The sequence below is a fragment of the Mammaliicoccus sp. P-M58 genome (genome assembly GCF_022386165.1).
Lineage (GTDB): Bacteria > Bacillota > Bacilli > Staphylococcales > Staphylococcaceae > Mammaliicoccus > Mammaliicoccus sciuri.
The window spans coordinates 214,543-237,233 of record NZ_JAJNJI010000006.1; the positions used below are offsets into that span (position 1 = coordinate 214,543).

General features: G+C 32.8%; 18 protein-coding genes. 12 read left to right on the forward strand and 6 right to left on the reverse strand.

Annotated elements, in window-relative coordinates; translation table 11 throughout:
* Positions 1-185 precede the first annotated feature (185 nt).
* From LQ694_RS08885 to LQ694_RS08895, 3 genes are read right to left on the reverse strand one after another with little or no spacing between them, the layout of a single operon-like run.
* Positions 186-1,517 carry a CoA-disulfide reductase gene (locus LQ694_RS08885; protein ID WP_096791216.1) on the reverse strand — a complete coding sequence of 444 codons (1,332 nt, stop codon included), beginning with the start codon at positions 1,515-1,517 and terminating at the stop codon, positions 186-188.
* A 6-nt stretch (positions 1,518-1,523) separates the two neighbouring features.
* Positions 1,524-2,369, reverse strand: coding sequence for a DegV family protein (locus LQ694_RS08890; protein WP_218696763.1), 846 nt, complete (start codon positions 2,367-2,369; stop codon positions 1,524-1,526).
* A 12-nt stretch (positions 2,370-2,381) separates the two neighbouring features.
* Positions 2,382-3,194, reverse strand: a complete 813-nt coding sequence (locus LQ694_RS08895) for a Cof-type HAD-IIB family hydrolase (protein WP_239771994.1) — start codon at positions 3,192-3,194, stop codon at positions 2,382-2,384.
* A gap of 120 nt (positions 3,195-3,314) precedes the next feature.
* Between LQ694_RS08895 and LQ694_RS08900 the strand changes: the two genes are divergently transcribed.
* A complete protein-coding gene (locus LQ694_RS08900) occupies positions 3,315-3,623 on the forward strand; it encodes a metal-sulfur cluster assembly factor (RefSeq protein WP_037588867.1) in 309 nt (102 codons plus the stop codon).
* A 314-nt stretch (positions 3,624-3,937) separates the two neighbouring features.
* Here the strand turns inward: LQ694_RS08900 and LQ694_RS08905 are convergent, their stop codons facing one another.
* Positions 3,938-4,630 carry a Crp/Fnr family transcriptional regulator gene (locus LQ694_RS08905; protein WP_058611855.1) on the reverse strand — a complete coding sequence of 231 codons (693 nt, stop codon included), beginning with the start codon at positions 4,628-4,630 and terminating at the stop codon, positions 3,938-3,940.
* Positions 4,631-4,800: 170 nt separating this feature from the next.
* Between LQ694_RS08905 and clpB the strand changes: the two genes are divergently transcribed.
* The gene (gene clpB, locus LQ694_RS08910; protein ID WP_135015700.1) at positions 4,801-7,398 is read left to right on the forward strand and encodes an ATP-dependent chaperone ClpB; all 2,598 of its coding nucleotides are present in this window, start codon (positions 4,801-4,803) and stop codon (positions 7,396-7,398) included.
* 543 nt (positions 7,399-7,941) lie between these two features.
* Here the strand turns inward: clpB and LQ694_RS08915 are convergent.
* Positions 7,942-8,145: a YjzD family protein gene (locus LQ694_RS08915; protein WP_058611853.1), complete on the reverse strand. Its 204-nt coding sequence runs from the start codon at positions 8,143-8,145 to the stop codon at positions 7,942-7,944.
* 186 nt (positions 8,146-8,331) lie between these two features.
* Between LQ694_RS08915 and LQ694_RS08920 the strand changes: the two genes are divergently transcribed.
* Positions 8,332-9,273, forward strand: coding sequence for a beta-ketoacyl-ACP synthase III (locus LQ694_RS08920; RefSeq protein ID WP_058611852.1), 942 nt, complete (start codon positions 8,332-8,334; stop codon positions 9,271-9,273).
* A 14-nt stretch (positions 9,274-9,287) separates the two neighbouring features.
* Positions 9,288-10,532, forward strand: a complete 1,245-nt coding sequence (gene fabF, locus LQ694_RS08925) for a beta-ketoacyl-ACP synthase II (protein WP_096791220.1) — start codon at positions 9,288-9,290, stop codon at positions 10,530-10,532.
* A gap of 64 nt (positions 10,533-10,596) precedes the next feature.
* Here fabF and LQ694_RS08930 read toward each other — a convergent pair whose 3' ends face one another.
* Positions 10,597-10,968, reverse strand: a complete 372-nt coding sequence (locus LQ694_RS08930; protein ID WP_096791221.1) for a DUF3899 domain-containing protein — start codon at positions 10,966-10,968, stop codon at positions 10,597-10,599.
* Positions 10,969-11,349: 381 nt separating this feature from the next.
* Here LQ694_RS08930 and opp3b point away from each other — a divergent pair, with 381 nt between their 5' ends.
* The 8 genes from opp3b (at position 11,350) to LQ694_RS08970 (ending at position 22,469) form a co-directional block, all read left to right on the forward strand.
* The gene (gene opp3b, locus LQ694_RS08935) at positions 11,350-12,276 is read left to right on the forward strand and encodes an oligopeptide ABC transporter permease (RefSeq protein WP_025905684.1); all 927 of its coding nucleotides are present in this window, start codon (positions 11,350-11,352) and stop codon (positions 12,274-12,276) included.
* Positions 12,276-13,346, forward strand: a complete 1,071-nt coding sequence (opp3C, locus tag LQ694_RS08940; protein WP_096791222.1) for an oligopeptide ABC transporter permease — start codon at positions 12,276-12,278, stop codon at positions 13,344-13,346. Before opp3b ends, opp3C begins: the two co-directional genes overlap by 1 nt.
* A gap of 14 nt (positions 13,347-13,360) precedes the next feature.
* Positions 13,361-14,434, forward strand: coding sequence for an ABC transporter ATP-binding protein (locus tag LQ694_RS08945; protein WP_049319851.1), 1,074 nt, complete (start codon positions 13,361-13,363; stop codon positions 14,432-14,434).
* Complete coding sequence (locus tag LQ694_RS08950; RefSeq protein WP_025905681.1) at positions 14,434-15,399, forward strand: ABC transporter ATP-binding protein; 966 nt, start codon at positions 14,434-14,436, stop codon at positions 15,397-15,399. Before LQ694_RS08945 ends, LQ694_RS08950 begins: the two co-directional genes overlap by 1 nt.
* 146 nt (positions 15,400-15,545) lie before the next feature.
* Positions 15,546-17,216 (forward strand): peptide ABC transporter substrate-binding protein, encoded by a 1,671-nt coding sequence (locus tag LQ694_RS08955; RefSeq protein WP_075577798.1) that lies wholly within the window; start codon positions 15,546-15,548, stop codon positions 17,214-17,216.
* Between the two features lie 89 nt (positions 17,217-17,305).
* Entirely contained in the window at positions 17,306-18,961 is a 1,656-nt protein-coding gene (locus LQ694_RS08960) for a peptide ABC transporter substrate-binding protein (protein WP_196968640.1), read from the forward strand.
* 200 nt (positions 18,962-19,161) lie between these two features.
* Positions 19,162-20,802 carry a peptide ABC transporter substrate-binding protein gene (locus LQ694_RS08965; RefSeq protein WP_196968639.1) on the forward strand — a complete coding sequence of 547 codons (1,641 nt, stop codon included), beginning with the start codon at positions 19,162-19,164 and terminating at the stop codon, positions 20,800-20,802.
* A gap of 44 nt (positions 20,803-20,846) precedes the next feature.
* Complete coding sequence (locus LQ694_RS08970) at positions 20,847-22,469, forward strand: peptide ABC transporter substrate-binding protein (protein ID WP_218696761.1); 1,623 nt, start codon at positions 20,847-20,849, stop codon at positions 22,467-22,469.
* Positions 22,470-22,691 lie beyond the last annotated feature (222 nt).

A 22,691-nucleotide genomic window follows, 5' to 3' on the forward strand; every position in this document is an offset into this window, starting at 1 on the left:
TAAAATAAATTACCGGTCCAGAAACGGAAAGTATGGACCGATAAAAAAATGTACCGGTCCAGAAACAGGAAATATGGACCGATAAAAAATTTTACCGATCCGAAAACGGGATTTGCAGGCAGATAAAATAAAATAGCGACCTGAAAACATCATTTTCAGGTCGCTCTACTAATATTCACATGCTTTTATTTTGATTGTGCTTTATAACCAATCATATTTACAATATCTTTTGGACTAGAGAATGGTGGTGCGTAAGCAATCTCAATATCACGTAGTTCGTCTACTGTTAGGTCTCCTATTATTGCTGTAGATATGATATCGATCCGTTTGTCAGCACCATCTTTACCGACTGCACATGCACGTAATATTTTGCGTGTTGCTTTTTCAAAATAAACACGTAATGTAAGTGGTTCGGCACTTGGATAATAGCCAGCATGTTGTTTTTGAGTTTGTTCAACTATTTCATAATCATAATTTGAGAGTTCACTTTCTAAAACGCCAACACTGCCTAATGCATAATCAAACATTTTTACAATATTTGTACCAAGTAAACCTTTGAAAGTGGCTTTAGAACTTGATGATTTTGATGTAATGTTTTCGGCGATTAATGCTGCTGCTCTATGGGCACCCCAAGCTAAAGTAACACTAGTTGGTTTCTTTGTATGTCTATAGAACGTTTCGATTACATCACCTAATGCATATACATCTTCTAAATTCGTTTCGAAATATTCATTTACTGGGATATAGCCTTTTTCATTTAATTTAAGTGAAGATGATTTTAACCAATCACTATTCGGTTCAATTCCGACTCCAGTTATGACTAAATCATATGATTCTGTTTTCCCAGATTTAAAAGTTACTTCTCGTCCTGAAATATCTGCAATTTCTTCATTTAATCTATATGGAATATGTCTTTTTTCTAACTCATCAAATATGACTTTATTTAAATCTTTATCCATACTCTTATTAATGTGGTCGCTACGATGAATCAAAGTTGTCTGGATATTTCTATTATATAAATTCTCCAAAATTTCTAAACTCACATAACCAGCACCGACAATTAATGCAGATTGGACATTTTCTTTTTGAATAAAGTCTTCTATTTTGTCAGTATCAACTAAATTTCTTAATGTAAATACACGGTCAGATTGAAAACCTAAATGTCTTGCACGACAACCCGGACTTAAAATGAGTTTATCATATGCATCTTCAAAAATTTCACCAGTTTCATGATTTTTAATTGTGATTGTTTTTTTAGAATCATTTAATTCAATCGCTTCGTGATACGTTTTGACTGTGATATGCTTTTTATCTTTAAATTGTTCAGGTGTTGCTGATAACATCATATCTCTATCTTCTACGACTTCTCCTAAATAATAGGGAAGGCCACAGTTTGCAAAGCTCATATCTCTATCTTTTTCATAAACTGTTATGTCACTATCCGAGTCAAGTCGTCGAATTTGCGAAGCAACTGTTGCGCCTCCAGCAACTGCACCGATTACGATAATTTTAGCCACTTACCATCACTCCTTATAATAGAATATAGCGACTGTGCCACTACCAGTATGTGAACATATAACTGGGCCAATATTTGAAATGACAACATCTTGAGGTGAAAGTGATGATTGTATCAGTGCTTTAATTTTTTCAGCTTCTTCAATATCATCAGCATGTGTCATATAAATAATATCATCAGAGTAATCACTATTTTCGTTTTGCATTTTATCTATAATGGCATGCCATAATTTTTTAGAACCACGATATTTCTCAATCGGAACAAGTTTGCCTTCTTCAACATGAAGAAGTGGCTTGATATTTAATAAGTTACCTAAAAATGCTTGTCCTTTAGAAAGTCTGCCACCACTTGCTAAATAGTTTAAATCTTTAACTGTAAATAGGTGTCTAATTTTATCAATGCGTTCTTTAATATAAGTATCAAGCTCTTCAAAAGTATATGACTGTTCAATTTTATCTTGTACATCGAGAATTAATTTACCGCATCCCATTGATGCACTTAATGTGTCGTATATTGTTAAATCAAGGTCTGGGTATGTTTCTTTCACTTGTTTTTTAACTAAACAAGCCGTTTGATATGTCCCGCTTAAAGCACTACTAAAAGCTAAGTAAATGGCTTGTTCTTTCTTTTCAGCAACTTCAGTAAATACTTTTGTCATTTGTTCCATAGTTGCTTGATTCGTCTTTGGATGTTTATTGTTTTTGATTGCTGCTAATACTTCTTCGTTTGAGATTTCATATTGATCAACTTTATTTTGATCATCAATGACAATTCCGAAAGGTAAGAAGTAAAATCCTTTTTCTTCAATTTGAGATAACGTTAAATCTGAACCACTATCTACGATCATTTTCATGTAAAAATCCCCTTACATATTTAAGTCAAAATGTTTGTTTAAGTATTTTCCGATACCATCATTATTATTAGTGTCTGTAACTTCTGTTGCAATTTCTTTAAGTTCTGGAATAGCATTTCCCATTGCGATACCATAATTGGCAAATTGAATCATTTCAAAATCATTATCTTCATCACCAAAAGCAATAATATTATCAAAATCTATATCTAAATATTCAGCGACATATTTTACCCCTTTACCTTTGTTAATACCCTTTTTAACAATTTCAATAACAGGAAATGGAGCACCCCAACGACGATGTTCTATAAATTCAGCATAGTGCTTATATAAATGTCTTTTAATACGTGGAATTTCACTTTCTTCTGCTTGAATTAATAAACTCGTAGGAGATTCAGGTAGTAATTGATCAAGTTCTCCATATTTTATTTCAGGGTTGCCCATGCTGAATCCTTCAAATAGTGATTGATCATAGTTGTTGATATACACTTGGTCTTTAACTTCAGCAATAATATTTTTAATATCAAGTTGACTAATATCTTTATAAATTTTGTATGCGATACGAGTATCAAATTGCTCATGTTTCATTGGGAACCTATTATCTGTTGGATGATGAATATAAGCACCATTAAAATTAATGATAGGTGTATTCATATTCATTGCGTTGTAATAATCCACACTTGCTCGATATGGTCTACCAGTTGAAATCATAATTTCATGACCGGATTTTTTTAAATACTGTAATACTCTTTTAGTAAAAGGTGAGATGTGCTTTTCATCGTTTAACAATGTGCCATCTAAATCTAAACAAATTAAATGTTTTTCCATATCGATAACTCCTTACCATTTTTTCTTTATGATACATACAATAATATCATATCATTTTCTTTAACCCATGCTTTAAATTTGATATATTATATATAGTAACTTTTAGAATGAGGTGAAAATATGGAAGAAGCAATGAAAGATAGTATTATCGGTGCACTTGAGAATGTAATTGACCCTGAACTAGGAATTGACATAGTTAACTTAGGTCTTGTATATAACGTTGACTTAGACGATGAAGGATTATGCACAGTAGAAATGACTTTAACTTCTATGGGTTGTCCAATGGGGCCACAAATTATAGACCAGGTTAAAACTGCATTAGCAGAATTACCTGAAATTAAAGAAACAGAAGTTAACATTGTCTGGAATCCACCATGGGGCAAAGACAAAATGTCACGTTACGCTAAAATTGCATTAGGTGTAAGCTAAAGTAATCAAAAAGCAGTAGAGCATCATGTTTAAAACATGCATCTCTACTGCTTTTGTTGTTTATAGTTACTTGAATGAAATTAATTATTAGTAGACTTTGTTTTCTTATACTTTTCTGAAATCAAAGCATAAATGATATAAAATATAACGAATATCAATATGATAGTAGTAACAGGATTCAAAGGCTTATTATTAAAAATTGCATTATAAAATAAATCTATAGAATAGATAAGACTACATAAACCTAGAATAATCCAGATTAAGTTTTTCATTGATATCCTCCTTATTGAATAAAGGTTTTAAAATCTTAATACTTATTCTATCCTACATATAGATAAAGGACAATTTTCGCAATTGATGGCTCTCTTTAAATAATCTAGGTCGTGTATGGTGATTTTTTTATGATGGATGGAGACGATTTTCTCTTTCTTTAAATTACTCAACATACGGTTAACACTTTCTCTTGTTACATTACAAAAATTGGCTAATTCATGATTTGTTAAATCTACATTGATCAAAATGCTATTACCATCTTGTATGCCATAGGTATTTGCTAATTTAATCAATATCGAATAGAACGCACCCGTTTTCCCAAGTGTATAGACATCTCTAATTTGATATTCATTTTTTTCGTTTTCATTCTGTACCCATAGTAACCATTCATATTTAAGTACTTCATCGTTTAAAATGGCTTCTTCGAATTGTACTTTAGGAATACTAAATACGACAGCTGCTTCTTTTACTCTTGCTGAAAGGCTATGTGTCTTTCTTCCACAAAATAATGTTGTCGACCCGAAAATACTATGTCTGCCTAATAGTTTAGTATTAAATTCTTTCCCGTCTTCCATTACGCGATGTGTAATGACTTTTCCCTCTACAATTACATAAATATGATTACATAAGTCTCCAGTATGGTATATATAATGGTGGGCATTAAAATGGTGTCGTTGACCATGTTGAATAATATACTCAATAATTGAAGTTGCTTCTGTATATGTAGTTTGCAAAAGATCACTTCCCCTTATGATTTCACTTATAGTTTACCATAAAATGTCATAAAAAAGTTTTGTAATTTTGATGCTTTATATTTGTCAAAGAAGGTCAAAAGGTATATAATCAAATTAAGGTCAAAGATAGTCAAACTATTGGCCGTTGAAAATTTAAAGAGGTGATACATTTGGATATTAATCAGATGACATATTCCGTACAAAGTGCAATTGAACAAGCACAACAATTATCACAATCATATCAACTACAAAATATTGAAATAGAAGCTGTATTACTTGCAGCCTTAAATGAAGATGAAAGTATTTATAAGAGAACACTTGAAAGAGCAAATATTGATACAGAAATTTTAAAAGATAAATATGAACAAAAGTTAAAACAATATTCTGTAGTTAAAGGTGATAACGTCCAATATGGACAATATATTTCGCCTAAGCTTAATGAATTATTTAATAAAGCAGATAAAATTAAAGAAGAAATGCAAGATGACTATATGTCTATAGAGCATATCTTAAAAGCAGCCATCGAAGTTGATCAAACAACAATCGATATGGTAGGCAATAAAAAAGAAGTCGTTAATGAAATTATTAATAAAATAAGAGGAGGGAATCGTGTGACATCACAAAATCCTGAAGTACAATACGAAGCATTATCTAAATACGGTAGAGATTTAGTCGAAGAAGTTCGAAAAGGGAAAATGGATCCTGTAATCGGTAGAGATGAGGAAATTCGTAATACGATTCGTATATTAAGTAGAAAAACTAAAAACAACCCAGTATTAATAGGTGAGCCTGGTGTTGGTAAAACAGCAATTGTAGAAGGACTTGCTCAACGAATTGTTAAAAGAGATGTTCCTGAATCACTATTAGATAAAACAATTTTTGAATTAGACTTATCAGCACTAGTTGCTGGTGCCAAATTCCGTGGTGAATTTGAAGAAAGATTAAAAGCAGTCTTAAAAGAAGTTAAAGAATCTGAAGGAAGAATTTTATTATTCATTGATGAAATTCATATGTTAGTTGGCGCAGGTAAAACAGATGGTGCAATGGATGCAGGTAACATGCTTAAACCAATGTTAGCAAGAGGTGAGTTACATTGTATCGGTGCAACAACTTTAAATGAATATCGTCAATACATTGAAAAAGACTCAGCATTAGAAAGACGTTTCCAAAAAGTAAACGTTAAAGAACCTGACTTAGAAGATACTATATCAATTTTAAGAGGTTTGAAAGAAAGATATGAAGTACACCATGGTGTTCGTATTCAAGATAGAGCGTTAGTAGCAGCAACGGAATTATCAGATAGATATATTACAGATAGATTCTTACCAGACAAAGCGATAGATTTAGTAGACCAAGCTTGTGCAACAATACGTACAGAAATGGGTTCTAATCCAACTGAGTTAGATGCTGTAAATAGACGTGTGATGCAGTTAGAAATCGAAGAAAATGCACTTAAATCAGAATCTGACCAAAGCAGTCAAATTCGTCTAGAAGAATTACAAAAAGAATTAGCCGATGAAAAAGAAAAACAACAACAATTACAAAGTAAAGTTGAACAAGAGAAAGAACAAATCAAATCATTACAAGATAAAAGAGCAGAATTAGATGAAAGTAAACAAGCGCTTGAAAATGCAGAAAATCAATATGATTTAGCTAAAGCAGCAGAACTTAAACACGGTAAGATTCCACAAATAGAAGCAGAATTAAAAGAATTAGAAGAAGCATTTGCTGAAGAAACAGGATCTGACCATGACCGACTTATTAGAGAAGTTGTAACAGATGAAGAAATTGGTTATATCGTCAGTCAATGGACAGGTATTCCAGTATCAAGACTTGTTGAAACTGAAAGAGAAAAATTACTTAAACTTTCAGACATTCTACATGAGAGAGTTGTCGGTCAAGATGAAGCAGTAGATTTAGTGTCAGATGCTGTTGTAAGAGCTAGAGCAGGTATTAAAGACCCAAATAGACCAATTGGTAGTTTCTTATTCTTAGGTCCTACTGGTGTTGGTAAAACTGAATTAGCTAAGACATTAGCAGCAACATTATTTGATTCTGAAAAGCATATGATCAGAATTGATATGAGTGAATATATGGAAAAACACTCTGTAGCACGTTTGATTGGTGCGCCTCCAGGTTATGTAGGTTATGAAGAAGGTGGCCAATTAACAGAAGCGGTTAGAAGACAACCATATTCAGTTATTTTATTAGACGAAATTGAAAAAGCACACAATGATGTGTTTAACGTATTACTTCAATTATTAGATGAAGGTAGATTAACAGATGCAAAAGGTCGCAGTGTTGATTTTAAAAATACAATTATCATTATGACAAGTAACATTGGATCACAATATTTATTAGATGGTGTTACTGAAAATGGTGAAATTGAAGAATCAGCTAAAAAACAAGTAGACGACAGCTTGCATGCTTACTTTAAACCAGAAATATTAAACAGAATGGACGATATCGTATTATTCAAACCACTTTCTATTAAAGATATGAGTCATATCGTAGATCATATTATTACAAACTTAAACATTCGATTAGTAGATCAACACATCAAAGTTAGTGTAGATCAAGATGTGAAAGAATGGATAGCTGAAGAAGCATATGAACCACAATTTGGTGCAAGACCATTGAAACGATTTGTACAAAGACAAATTGAAACACCATTAGCAAGATTAATGATCGGTCAAGAATTAAAAGAAGGTACAATAGTAAACGTACACTTAGTAGATGGTGAAGTTAAATTTGAAGTAAATGCATAATAATGAATCCCGTCATGTAATTGGCGGGATTTTTTTGGTGATGTGTATAAGATAGTAAGGAAGCAATTAGCAAGTTTGGTGAGAAGTGCAAATAACGAGTGCCTTAGTAACACTTCGGCCGAGTTTTGTAACTATGGGTATCCTTAGTAACACTTCGGCTGAGTTTTGTAACTATGGGTATCCTTAGTAACACTTCGACTGAGTTTTGTAACTATGGGTATCCTTAGTAACACTTCGACTGAGTTTTGTAACTATGGGTATCCTTAGTAACACTTCGGCCAAGTTTTGTAACTATGGCTATCCTTAGTAACATTTCAGCCGAGTTTTGTAACTATGGCTATCCTTAGTAACACTTCGGCCGAGTTTTATAAATAACGCCGCCGTTATAAACAAGTTTGGTAAGAAGTGTTCGCAACGCCCCCGTTATGAACAAGTTTGGCGAGAAGTGTTCACAACGCCCACCTTCACACGTTGATTATCAGCTAAAAATTATATAGTTGATGACAAACAAAAAAATCCCGTCATATAATTGACGGGATTTTTTTATGAATGTTGTGTACTTTGTTTGTCCTCAGAAGATTTACCAATTAATGCATCTAAAAGAATAATAACAACTGTAAAAATGATTGCATAAATAGTTGGACTAACAAAATTTAGCGCTTCATCTGAACCGCCTAAACTATGTAATACAAAGTTTATCATTTGTGATAATAAGAATGCCCATATAAAAGTTAAGATGTATTGCATTTTTTATCCTCCGTAACTGTTAATGTCATATCATTTATTATAATTAACTTTTTATAAATTGTATACCTTATATGATGAAAACGATTTAAATATTTTTAAAAGTGAGTCTGTGCTTGTGTATAATGGTATAAGTATGTTAAATTAGTACCTGATAATAACAACAGATTATAAGAAGGTGTCAATATAATGGATATTGGTATAAAAGGTTTTGGTGCATATGCGCCTAAACGCGTGGTAAAAAATGAACATTTTGAAAGTTATTTAGATACATCAGATGAATGGATTACAAAAATGACAGGTATAAAAGAAAGACGTTTTGCTGATGATACTGAAGATACAAGTGATTTGGCATACGAAGCTGCGGTAAGAGCGATTGAAGATTCAGGAATGGATAAAGAAGAAATCGAAATGATTATCGTAGCAACTTCAACAGGGGATAAACCATTTCCAACTGTAGCAACAACATTACAGCAGAGATTAGGTTTAAATAAAGTTCCATCTATGGATCAACTTGCTGCATGTACTGGTTTTATTTATGGTATAGTAACTGCACAACAATTTGTACAATCTGGTCTTTATAAAAATGTATTAGTAGTTGGTGCTGATAAACTAACGAAAATTACAGATATGAATGACAGAAGTACAGCGATATTATTTGGTGATGGTGCTGGCGCAGCAATCATTGGCGAAGTATCAGAAGGTAAAGGTATACTAAGTGTTGAGCTTGGTTCAGATGGTAATGGTGGACCATACCTATATCAAGATATGGATGCTAATACAATCCAAATGAATGGACGAGAAGTCTTTAAGTTTGCAGTTAGAATTATGGGTGAAGCTTCAACTAAAGCAGTAGAAAAAGCAGGTCTACAATCAGATGACATCGATATGTTTGTACCACATCAAGCTAATATCAGAATTATGGAATCTGCACGTGAAAGATTAGGTATTGCTAAAGAGAAGATGAGTGTAACTGTAGATAGATACGGGAATACATCTGCAGCTTCAATACCCTTAAGTATTGCATATGAATTAGAACAAGGTAAAATAAAAGATAACGATACAATAGTCCTAGTTGGATTTGGTGGCGGCCTGACTTGGGGTGCCATAACGTTACGCTGGGGTAAATAGGAGGAAATTGGATAATGACAGAGAAAAAACGTGTTGTAATGACTGGTTTAGGTACATTAAATCCTTTAGGAAATGACGTGCCTACAACTTGGGAAAATGCAATTAACGGTAAAAACGGCATAGACGAAGTAACAAGGATTGATGTTTCTGAATTTCCAGCTAAATTAGCAGGTGAATTGAAAGATTTCAATATTGATGATCATATTCCGAAAAAAGATGCTCGTAAAATGGATAGATTCACGCAATATGCAATTGTTGCAGCTCGTGAAGCACTAAAAGATTCTAAATATGAAATTACAGATGAAAATAGTCACCGTGTAGGTGTTTGGATTGGTTCAGGTATTGGTGGTATGGAAACATTCGAATACTCACACAATATGCTATTAAAACGCGGTCCAAAACGTGTAAGTCCTTTCTTCGTACCAATGATGATTCCAGATATGGCAACTGGTCAAGTATCTATAGATTTAGGTGCTAAAGGACCAAATGGTTGTACAGTTACAGCTTGTGCAACAGGTACAAACTCTATAGGTGATGCATTTAAAATCATCCAACGTGGTGATGCTGATGTTATGTTAGCTGGTGGTACAGAGGCACCTATAACAGAAATGGCTATGGCAGGTTTCAGTGCGAATAAAGCATTATCTACAAATCCTGACAAAAATACAGCGTGTCGCCCTTTCCAAGAAGGAAGAGATGGTTTCATCATGGGTGAAGGTGCTGGAGTAGTCGTATTAGAATCATTAGAATCAGCTGAAGCACGTGGTGCACATATTTATGCTGAGATTGTAGGTTATGGATCAACTGGTGATGCATTCCATATAACAGCACCATCTCCAAATGGAGAAGGCGGTGCTCGTGCAATGCAAGAAGCCATTAAAGATGCTGGTATTAAACCAGAAGATATCCAATATTTAAATGCGCATGGAACAAGTACGCCAATTGGTGATTTATATGAAGTATTAGCTATTAAATCTACTTTTGGTGATGCAGCTAAGAACTTAAAAGTAAGTTCAACTAAATCAATGATGGGTCATTTACTTGGTGCAACTGGTGCAGTTGAATCAATCTTAACGGCTTTATCAATTGAAAATAGTATTGTCGCTCCGACAATTAATGCAAATACACCAGATCCAGAAATCGATTTAGACTATACGCCTAATGAAGCGGCTAAATTAGATATTGAGTACGCTATGAGTAATAGTTTAGGTTTTGGTGGACATAATGCAGTATTAGTCTTCAAAAAATATCAAAAATAGATTATAAAAATAAAGCTGAAATACCAATGAAAATTTGGTGTTTCAGCTTTTTTTATGAAAAATATTAAACGATAAATCCTAGAAAGATTGAGATAATAAAAAATAATGTACTTAATACGACAAAAGGTAATACCCAGTTATGTATTTTTCTTTCTTTTAAATGTAGTTCTTTCATATTTGGATTCATGATTTCATCGTCTTTCAAGTAATCTTGTGACGCTTTAGACTTCATATGAAAATTAAACTTCCGAACAGCTTGTCTAGAAACTTCTCCAACGCCATCTTGTTTCATTGCGACAATCCAACTCGCTGCAAAAGCAATTGTCATGATGTAAAAGTATATATTAGCTGCTTGATCTAGGTCTTTTAAAAAGATAAGACAAAGGACAGCAAATAGGCCAATATAACCTATAGTAAAAATACCCCAAAATTTCATTATTACCTACCTCTTATCATTAGATTTAAGTGTATTATAACAGATTAGAAAAAAATATTTATGTTTTGTGGAACTTAATAAAAAAATAAGTGTAATTTTACTTATGTATAATTATTGTATGCTACTACATAGTAAATGACTGAAAATTAGAAAAAATAGGTAATTAGTAAACAAATGTTGTATATTTATGCTAATAAAGTGTATATCAACATCGCGTTGTCGCTTTATCGTAATAAAATAATCTATTATTTTGAACACTTTCATATTCAAAATTCTGAATATTCGTGTTGATTTACATTGTATAAATTCTGTATAATGTATATAAATATTTCTGAATATTAAAAGAAATATGAATTCGATAAGGGGATTGGAGGCAAAACAATGGTTAGATATACTTTGAAACGTATTATTTATATGTTCATATCATTGTTTTTAATTATGACGATAACATTTTTCTTAATGAAATTGTTACCGGGTTCACCGTACAACGATGAGAAATTATCAGAAGAGCAGAAGGTTATTATAAATGAAAAGTATGGTTTGAATGATCCTGTACCAGTACAATACGCGAACTATTTAAAAAATGTCGCGAAAGGAGATTTTGGTATTTCATTCCAATACGATAACAGAGAGGTTTGGAGTTTAATTAAACCTAGACTTGGACCATCTGTAGAAATGGGTACATATGCGATGATTTTAGGAACTATTACTGGTTTATTATTAGGTATAGTTGCTGCAATCAGGCAAAATACAATAGTAGACTATGGGGCCACCTTCCTATCGGTAATATTTATTTCAGTTCCATCATTCGTTCTAGCTGTATTACTACAATATGTATTTGCTGTTGAATGGCAAATATTCCCTGTAGCAGGTTGGAGTGGATTTATGACTGCTGTATTACCATCAATTGCATTAGCAGCAGGTGTAACGGCAACAATTGCACGTTATATTCGTTCTGAAATGATTGAGGTCCTAAGTTCTGATTACATAGAATTAGCAAGAGCTAAGGGGATGTCAAGTGCACGTGTTATTTTTGGACATGCAGTACGTAATGGATTAATTCCGATTATTACGATTATCGTGCCAATGTTAGCAGGTATCTTAACAGGTACTTTGACAATTGAAAATATATTCGGCGTTCCAGGTTTAGGTGACCAATTCGTTCGATCAATACAAACAAATGATTATCCAGTCATTATGGCTTTAACGTTACTATTCAGTTTCTTATTTATTATTTCAATCTTTTTAGTTGATGTACTTTACGGATTAGTAGATCCAAGAATCCGTGTTGAAGGAGGTAAAAAATAATGGCTAATAATGATGATAACAAGTTAAATAATAGCGGTTATGATAACGCCTCTGTTACACACTCAACACAAGGTATGCCAGCAGAAAGCTTCGTATTACATGGAAGAGATAAAGTAGTAGAAGAAAAATTCGAAAGAAAAAGTCGTACATTCTGGCAAGATGCTTGGAAGCAACTTGTAGGGAATAGACTAGCGATTGTTGGTTTAGTATTTCTTATCTTACTGACAGTTATTTCTTTAGTAGGACCTTTAATGAACGATCATAAATTTAGTGATCAAAACGTTGCACATGCAAACTTACCACCGAAAATTCCAGTATTAGATAAAGTGCCATTCTTACCATTTGATGGCACAGACAAGGATGGCTTTGACATATATGAAAGTCAAAACGTTCAAGAAAATTATTGGTTCGGTACGGATGAACTTGGACGTGACTTATGGACACGTACTTGGAGAGGGACACAAGTATCCTTATTCATCGGTGTTGTAGCGGCAGCTCTAGATATCTTTATCGGTGTCATTTACGGTGCTGTATCAGGTTACTTCGGGGGAAGAATAGATGATGTTTTACAACGTATTGTAGAAATACTATCTTCTATTCCAAACTTAATTGTCGTAATTTTATTCGTATTACTATTTGATCCATCTATATGGACAATTATTTTAGCCATGTCCGTTACAGGTTGGCTCGGTATGAGTCGTATTGTACGTGGACAATTCTTGAAAATTAAAGAACAAGAATTCGTAATGGCATCTAGAACATTAGGGGTTTCTAACTTTAAATTAATCTTTAAACATATTTTACCGAATACACTTGGCCCAATTATTGTAACGTCAATGTTTACAGTTCCAAGTGCAATTTTCTTCGAAGCATTCTTAAGCTTCATTGGATTAGGTATTCCAGCACCACAAGCATCACTAGGTTCATTAGTTGATACTGGTAGAAAAATGTTGCTGATTTACCCACATGAATTATTCGTACCAGCAACAGTATTAAGTTTATTAATCTTATTCTTCTACTTATTCAGTGATGGTTTAAGAGATGCGTTTGACCCTAAAATGCGTAAATAAGGAGGAAATTAATTATGGCTAAGAGAATATTAGAAGTAAATAACTTACATGTTTCCTTCGACATTGACGCGGGGGAAGTACAAGCAGTAAGAGGTGTAGACTTTTATTTAGATAAAGGGGAAACACTCGCAATAGTTGGTGAATCAGGTTCAGGTAAATCTGTTACGACTAAAGCATTAACACGCTTATTGCCGAAAAAAGTAGGTCGAATTAAAGACGGATCCATTTTGTTTGACGGGAAAGATATTGCAAAATTAAGCGAAAAAGAAATGCAGAAGATTCGTGGTAAAGAGATTGGTATGATATTCCAAGATCCTATGACTTCACTCAACCCAACAATGAAAATTGGTAAGCAAGTCATGGAACCACTTATTAAGCATCAAAAATTATCTAAACAAGATGCTAAAAAACGTGCATTAGATATTTTAAATTTAGTAGGTTTACCGAAAGCAAAAGAAAGATTTAATAACTATCCTCACCAATTTTCAGGTGGTCAAAGACAAAGGATTGTTATTGCAACAGCATTAGCTTGTGACCCTAAAATCTTAATTGCAGATGAACCTACAACAGCATTAGACGTAACCATTCAAGCACAAATATTAGAATTGATGAAAGAATTACAACATAAAATAGATACTTCTATTATCTTTATTACACATGACTTAGGTGTAGTAGCAAACGTGGCAGATAGAGTAGCAGTTATGTATGGTGGACAAATTGTAGAAACAGGTTCAGTTGATGAAATTTTCTATAATCCTAAACATCCATACACATGGGGTTTACTATCATCAATGCCAAGTTTAGAAACATCTCATGATACAGAACTTTTGGCTATTCCTGGAACACCACCAGATTTAATCAAGCCACCTGTTGGAGATGCATTTGCTAGACGTAGTGAATATGCCTTAGATATTGACTTTAAGGAAGAGCCACCTTGGTTCCAAATTTCACCTACACACTTTGTGAAGTCATGGTTGTTAGATGAAAGAGCACCTAAAGTAGAATTACCAGAAGCTGTTAAATTAAAACAAAAAGCAACACCAGATCAATTTGACAAGCCAAAACGTGTAGAAAGGGTGACGTTCTAATGGCTGATAAAAAAGAAGTACTGATTGATGTTCAAAATTTAAAGCAATATTTCAACGTAGGCAAGAAAAATGAGGTAAGAGCGGTAGATGATATCTCATTTCAAATATTTAAAGGTGAAACATTAGGTTTAGTTGGTGAGTCTGGTTGTGGTAAATCCACAACGGGACGCACACTTATTAAACTATATGATGCAACTGACGGGAAAGTCATCTTTGATAACGTTGATATACAAAATATCAAAAAGCGTAAAGATTTATTACGATTTAATCGTCGTATGCAAATGATTTTCCAAGATCCATATGCATCGTTAAATCCACGTCTTAAAGTTATGGATATTATTGCTGAAGGTTTAGATGTTCACAAATTAGTTTCAAGTAAAGAAGAAAGAAAAAAACGTGTTTACGAATTACTTGAAACAGTTGGTTTAAATAAAGAGCATGCTAATAGATATCCACATGAGTTCTCAGGTGGACAAAGACAAAGGTTAGGAATTGCACGTGCATTAGCTGTTGAACCAGAATTCATTATTGCAGATGAACCTATCTCTGCACTTGATGTTTCGATTCAAGCACAAGTCGTTAACTTAATGCAAAAGCTACAAGATGAAAAAGGCATTACGTTCTTATTCATCGCGCATGATTTATCAATGGTTAAATATATTTCAGATAGAATCGGTGTCATGTACTTTGGTAAATTGGTTGAACTTGGACCATCTGACCAAATTTATAAGCACCCTCAACATGAATATACGAAATCATTATTATCAGCAATTCCATTACCAGATCCTGATTCTGAACGAACAAGAACAAGATCTTCATATAATCCAGATATACATAAATATGAAGACGACGACAAACTAGAATTAAGAGAAGTAGGTCCGGATCACTTTGTATATTGTTCTGAAAAAGAATTTGCTGAGAAGAAGGCCAACTATAATAAAGACTTTGATTTAACAGAAGCATAAATTATAGTTTTTAATCAAGATTTACCGCATTTTAACAATTGTTTGAAAATTGTGTGAATTTTTATTGTTATTCATGCATTTTTAAAATATAATTATAATAACTCTTCTGATTACTCAGAAGTAAGAAAACAAGGGGGAAAAGCTATATGAGGAAGAAGATTTCGGTTTTATTGTCAATACTCGTTGCAGCTGTTTTAACGTTAGCAGCATGTAGTGGTGGCGGTTCTAAAAGTGACGAAGGTGGTAAAGGCGGCGTTAAGAGCGAAAAATCTGAAAACGTCTTAAACTTATCTTCAACATCAGATATTCCAACTATGGATTCATCTTTAGCAACAGACCAAGTATCATTCTTTACATTTAACCAAACTTTAGAAGGATTATATGTATTAGATAAAGATGATAATCCTGCACCAGGTGTTGCAAAAGCAGATCCTGAAAAATCTGCAGACGGTAAAACTTGGACGATCAAATTAAGAGACAATGCAAAATGGTCAAATGGTGATCCAGTAACAGCGCATGACTTCGTTTATGCTTGGCAAAGAACTGTAGATCCAGACACAGCAGCTGAATATGCATATATGTTTGAAAACATCGAGAATGCTAAAGACATTACTGCAGGTAAGAAAAAACCTGAAGAATTAGGTGTTAAAGCAATTGATGATCAAACTTTAGAAATTAAATTAATTAAAGACGTTCCTTGGATGCAAAGTCTATTTGCTTTCGGTTCATTCATGCCTCAAAATGAAAAATTCGTTGAGAAGCAAGGTAAGAAATTCGGGACTACTGCTGATGCTACATTATCAAACGGTCCATTCATTATGAAACAATGGAAAACTGAAGATAATTGGAAGCTTGTACCAAACAAAGAATATTGGGATAAAGACAAAGTTAAACTTAAAGAAGTTAACTATAAAGTTGTAAAAGAAGTACAAACAGCTATTAACATGTACCAAACTGGTAAATTAGATATGGTTGGATTAGATGCTTCAAACGTAACAAAATATAAAGATAGAGAAGATTTCTCAACAGAGTTAAACTCTTCTAACTATTTCTTTAGAATTAACAAAACTAAAAACAAAGACTTACAAAATGAAGATTTAAGAAAAGCATTCGCAAAATCTATTGATAAAGATCAATATGTTAAATCATTATTAAATAATGGTTCTATAGCATCAGATAAATTAATGGTTAAAGATTTCGTTAAAGATAAAGATGATAAAGACTACATCGATGGCGTTAAATCTCCATTAGGCTACGACAAAGAAGAAGCTAAGAAATTGTTAGAAAAAGCTAAAAAAGCAACTGGTAAAGATAAATTCAACATCGAGTTACTAACTTATGATGCTGATGAATCTAAAAAAGCAGCTGAGTTCGTTAAAGAACAAGTTGAGAAAAACTTACCAGGTGTAACACTAAAAATTAAACAACAACCGTTCAAACAAAAATTAGCATTAGAATCTAAAGGCGATTATGACATTTCATTCGCTGGTTGGGGTCCTGACTATCCAGATCCAACAACATTCTTAGATTTATTCAAGAAAAATAGTCCACATAACCAAACAGGATATGCAAATGCTGAGTACGATAAAGCATTAGATGAAGCTAATTCTGATGAAATGTTAAAAGATGAAAATAGTGCTAAACGTACTAAATTATTACAAGATGCTGAAACTAAATTCTTAGACTCAGCTTCAATTGGGCCACTTTACCAACAAGGTGTTGCTCGTTTACGTCAACCTTACGTTAAAAATTGGGAACCACATAAATTCGGTGGAGACTACTCACTTAAAGAAGTAGAAATCGCTGGAGCTAAATAAAAGTGAATGAAAGCAATCAATGGAAACATTGGTTGCTTTTCTTTATATTTTCACGATGTTTGACACAATAATGAGGAGGCGCATTAAAAATGAAAAAGTATAAAGTCATATTTATGATAGTTGTCTCATTGATGCTTATTTTGTCAGCGTGTAGTAATGATAAAGATGAAAAAGGTAGCAATATTAAACAGTCCAAATCTAAAAATGAGCTGAATTTATCATCAGGTGATGATATACCAACTATGGACCCATCATTAGCAGCTGACCAAGTATCATTTACAACTTTTGCTCAAACATTAGAAGGCTTATACGTATTAGATAAAAATGATAAACCTATACCAGGTGTTGCAAAAGATAAACCTAAAAAGTCTAGCGATGGAAAAACATGGACGATTCAATTAAGAGATAATGCCAAATGGTCTAACGGTGATCCAGTAACAGCACATGATTTTGTATATGCATGGCAAAGGTCAGTGGACCCAGATACAGCTGCAGAATTTGCCTATATGTTTGAAAATATAGAGAATGCAAAAGAGATTACACAAGGTGATAAAAAGCCTGAAGAATTAGGTGTTAAAGCGATTGATGATCACACACTTCAAATTAAACTCATTAAAGATGTGCCTTGGATGGAAAGTTTATTAGCATTCGGTTCATATATGCCTCAAAATGAAAAATTTGTTGAAAAGCAAGGTGACAAATTTGGAACAACAGCTAAGACGACATTATCAAATGGACCATATAAATTAACAGAGTGGAAACCAGAAGATAAATGGAAGCTTGAAAAGAATGATGAATATTGGGATAAAGATAAAGTGAAAGTTAAAGACGTGAACGTTAAAGTTGTTAAAAATACGCAAACGGCCATTAATATGTATCAAACAGGTAAGTTAGACATGGTTGGGTTAGATGCACAAAACATTAAAAAATATAAAGACAGAGAAGATTTTTCTACTGAAGCAACATCAGGTAGTTACTTCTTCAGAATTAATAAAGAGAAAAATGAGAACTTAAAAAATGAAGATTTAAGAAAAGCAATCGCGAAATCAATAGATAAGAAATCTTATGTGAATTCGTTGTTGAATAATGGTTCTAAACCATTAGATACATTAATGATTAAAGACTTCGTGAAAGATAGCGACGATAAAGATTATACAGAAGGTGTGAAGTCGTCTCTAAGCTATAACAAAAAAGATGCAAAAGAACATCTTGAAAAAGCGAAAAAAGACTTAGGTAAAGATAAATTTACAATTGAATTGCTAACGTATGATGAAGACGAATCTAAAAAAGCAGGAGAATTTGTAAAAGAACAAGTTGAGAAAAATTTACCTGGTGTAACATTAAAAATTAAACAACAACCATTTAAACAAAAACTCGCACTTGAGTCTAAAAAAGACTTTGATATTTCATTTGCAGGTTGGTTCCCAGATTATCCAGATCCAACAACATTCTTAGATTTATTTACATCAGATTCACCGCATAACCAAACAGGGTATGATAACAAAGCATATGATAAAGCGTTAGAAGAAGCCAATTCAGATGAAATGTTGAAACCAGAAAATAGCGATAAACGTATTAAAGCATTACAAGATGCAGAATCAGAATTTTTAGATTCAGCATCTATATCTCCATTATTCCAAACAGGTTCTGCAAGATTAAGACAGCCATATATTAAAAATTGGCAAAACCATAAATACGGTGGAGATTACACATTAAAAGGCGTTGAAATAGAAGGCGCAAAATAAATCCTAGGAATAAACCTTACAAATTCAATATTTGTAGGGTTTATTTTTTGATATTGGATAATTATTCTTATGAAATCTTTATTAAATTCTAAAAATGTATTTCTTGATAACTTATGTTGCGACACAAACAAATTAACATTATAATTGAAGAAAGTTCAGAAATGACTGAATTTTCAAAAATTGAATAAGGGGAAATGTTTATGAAAAACAAACATGCAAGGTGGGGCTTTTTAGTATTTCTGTCGATAATTTTACTTTTATCGGCATGTAGTGGTGGAAACGGAAAGGATAAAAGTGACAGTTCTGCAGGGGATGGCAAAAAGTTACGATTAATTTCTATTTCGGATATTCCATCAATGGATTCATCTTTAGCAACTGATGCTGTGTCTTTTGATGCATTAAATAATACGATGGAAGGGTTGTATAAGTTAGACAAAAATGACAAAGCGATTCCGGGTATTGCAAAGGGTGATCCTAAAAAGTCTAAAGACGGTTTGACATGGACGATTGAATTAAGAGATGCAAAGTGGTCAAATGGCGATAAAGTTACTGCAGATGATTTCGTATATGCTTGGCGTAAATTAGTTGATCCAAAGACTGCTTCTGAGTATGCATTTATTATGTTTGATATTGAAAATGCCGAAGATATTAACAAAGGTGATAAGAAGCCTGAAGAATTAGGTGTTAAAGCGATTGATGACAAAACATTAGAAATTAAACTTAATCGTGAATTACCTTATTACCAAGAATTATTGTCATTCGGTTCATTTTTACCGCAAAATGAAAAATTCGTAAAAGAAAAAGGCGATAAATATGGTACAACTGCTGAAGATACTCTATACAATGGACCATTTACGTTATCTGACTGGAAGACAGAAGATAATTATACTTTAACTAAGAACAAAGAATATTGGGATAAAGGTAATGTGAAATTAGATAGTGTGAATTTTAAAGTTGTTAAAGAGCCTCAAACAGCTCTAAATATGTATAACGCAGGGGATGTAGATGAAGCACTTATCCCAGCAGAAAATGTTAAGAAATATAAAAATGATAAAGCTTATAACACAGAACTTGAATCAAGAGTTTACTTTATGAGAATGAATCAAAAAGATGTACCTGAATTCAAAAATAAAGATTTAAGAATGGCAATCGCACAATCAATTGATAGAGAACAATATGTTAAGAGTAATTTAAACAATGGTTCTAAAGCAGCAAACTCATTAGTACCTACAGAATTTGTAAAGGATACTAAAGGAGAAGACTATACAAAAGGTGTTAAAACAGATAATAAATTCAATAAAGCAGAAGCTAAGAAACATTTAGAAGCTGCTAAGAAAGAACTTGGTAAAGATGAATTTACTTTTGAATTATTAACATATGACCAAGATAACGCTAAAAAAGATGCTGAATACTTTAAAGAGCAAATTGAGCAAAACTTACCAGGTGTAACAATCAAAGTTAAACAACAGCCTTATAAGCAAAAATTAAAATTAGAAGCAAACATGGATTATCAAATTTCATTCGGTAGATGGGGCCCAGATTACCCAGATGCTATGACGTTCTTAGAATTATTTACAAGTGATAATGTGATGAATGAAACTGGTTGGAAGAATAAAGAATATGATAGCAAAATTAACGATGCGGGAGATAAATTGTTAGATAAAGAACAAGAACGTGTTGAAGCTATGCAAGATGCTGAATCATTATTATTAGATGAAGCGGTTATTGTACCTATTTATCAACAAGGGAATGCAAGATTAACGCAAAGTTATGTGAAAGATATTGAAAGACATAAGTTTGGTGGAGATACAGATTTAAAACATGCCTATGTTCAAAAGTAACAAATCAGTAGTTTAACTAAATATAAACTTAGGGGATGAGTTACATGTCTAAAATATTTAAAGTTTTAACAATGATGTTAGTAGCGGTACTCATATTGAGTGCATGTTCGTCGGGTGGCGGTAGTAAGGGTAAGAGTGATGAAACGCTAGACTTACAAATTAATGGTGATGTACCCACGATGGATTCAGCTATGGCAACAGATGGTTTATCATTTGATATGTTTTTCCAAACAATGGAAGGTCTCTACACATTAGATAAAGATGATAAAGCAATACCAGCAGTAGCAAAAGGTGACCCGAAAACTACGAGCGATGGTAAGAAGTGGACGATTAAATTAAGAGATGATGCAAAATGGTCAAATGGCGATCCAGTGACGGCACATGATTTTGTCTTTGCTTGGAGAAAAGTTGTAGATCCAGATACTGCATCTGAATATGCATATATCTTATACGATATTAAAAATGCAGAAGAAATTAATTCAGGAGATAAAAAGCCTGAAGAACTTGGTGTTAAAGCAGTAGATGATCATACATTAGAATTTGAACTAACGAAATCATTACCATATTATAAAGAATTATTGTCATTCGGTACATTTATGCCACAAAATGAAAAATTCGTTAAAAAACAAGGTGACAAGTATGGTACAACAGTCAAAACAACATTATATAATGGACCATTCAAAATGACTGACTGGAAAACAGATGATAAAGTTACGTTAGAAAAAAATGATGATTACTGGGATAAAGATAAAGTTAAATTAAATAAAGTTAACTACAAAGTCGTTAAAGAAGCTTCAACAGCTGTAAATTTATATGAAACTAATAAATTGGATATTGTAGATTTACCAGCAGAGCAAGTTAAGAAATATAAAGATGACAAAGCATTTAATACAGAATTAGATACCGTAACGTATTACTTCAAATTAAATGAAGATACAGTACCTGAATTCAAGAATGAAGACTTTAGACTAGCATTTGCTAAAGCAATTGATAAAGAAGCATACGTAAAAAATAACTTGAACAACGGTTCTATTCCAACAGATAACTTTGTACCAAAAGATTTTGTTAAAGATAGTAAAGGTAAGGAATATCAAGATGGCGTGAAAAATACGAACCAATATAATGTTAAAGAAGCAAAAGAACATTATGAAAAAGCTAAAAAAGCATTAGGTAAAGATAAATTTACAATTGAGCTTATGACTTATGATAAAGATACAGCTAAACGAGATGCTGAATACTTTAAAGAACAGTTAGAGAAGAATTTAGATGGTGTTACGATTAAAATTAAACAACAACCATTTAAACAAAAACTTGATCTCGTATCAAAAGGTGAATATGAAATGTCACTAGAAAACTGGATTCCAGATTATCCAGATCCAATGACATTCTTAGAACTTTATGTTACAGACGGTTCTCATAATAATACTGGCTGGTCTAATAAAGAATATGACAGTATTATTAAAGCAGCAGACTCATCATTAGCAAGCAATCCTGACAAACGACTTTCAGAATTACAAAGAGCTGAAGGTATGTTATTAAATGAAGCGGGTATTGTACCACTTTATCAAGTCGGTGTAGCACAACTTCAAAAACCTAACGTTAAAAACGTAGTGAACCACCAATTCGGAGGCGTTTCTACATTAAAAGAAGCTTATATTGAAAAATAGACATTAAAGAAGCAGTAGAAATTCACTTAAATGTGAGTTTCTACTGCTTTTTATATTGGAGATGAAATTAGTAGGTGAGCACGCACGAAGAATAAGAGATATCGTGCGCTAGAGTACAAAATAGGGGCATAACGCACGAAGAATAAGAGATATCGTGCGCTAGAGTACAAAATAGGGGCATAACGCACGAAGAATAAGAGATATCGTGCGCTAGAGTACAAA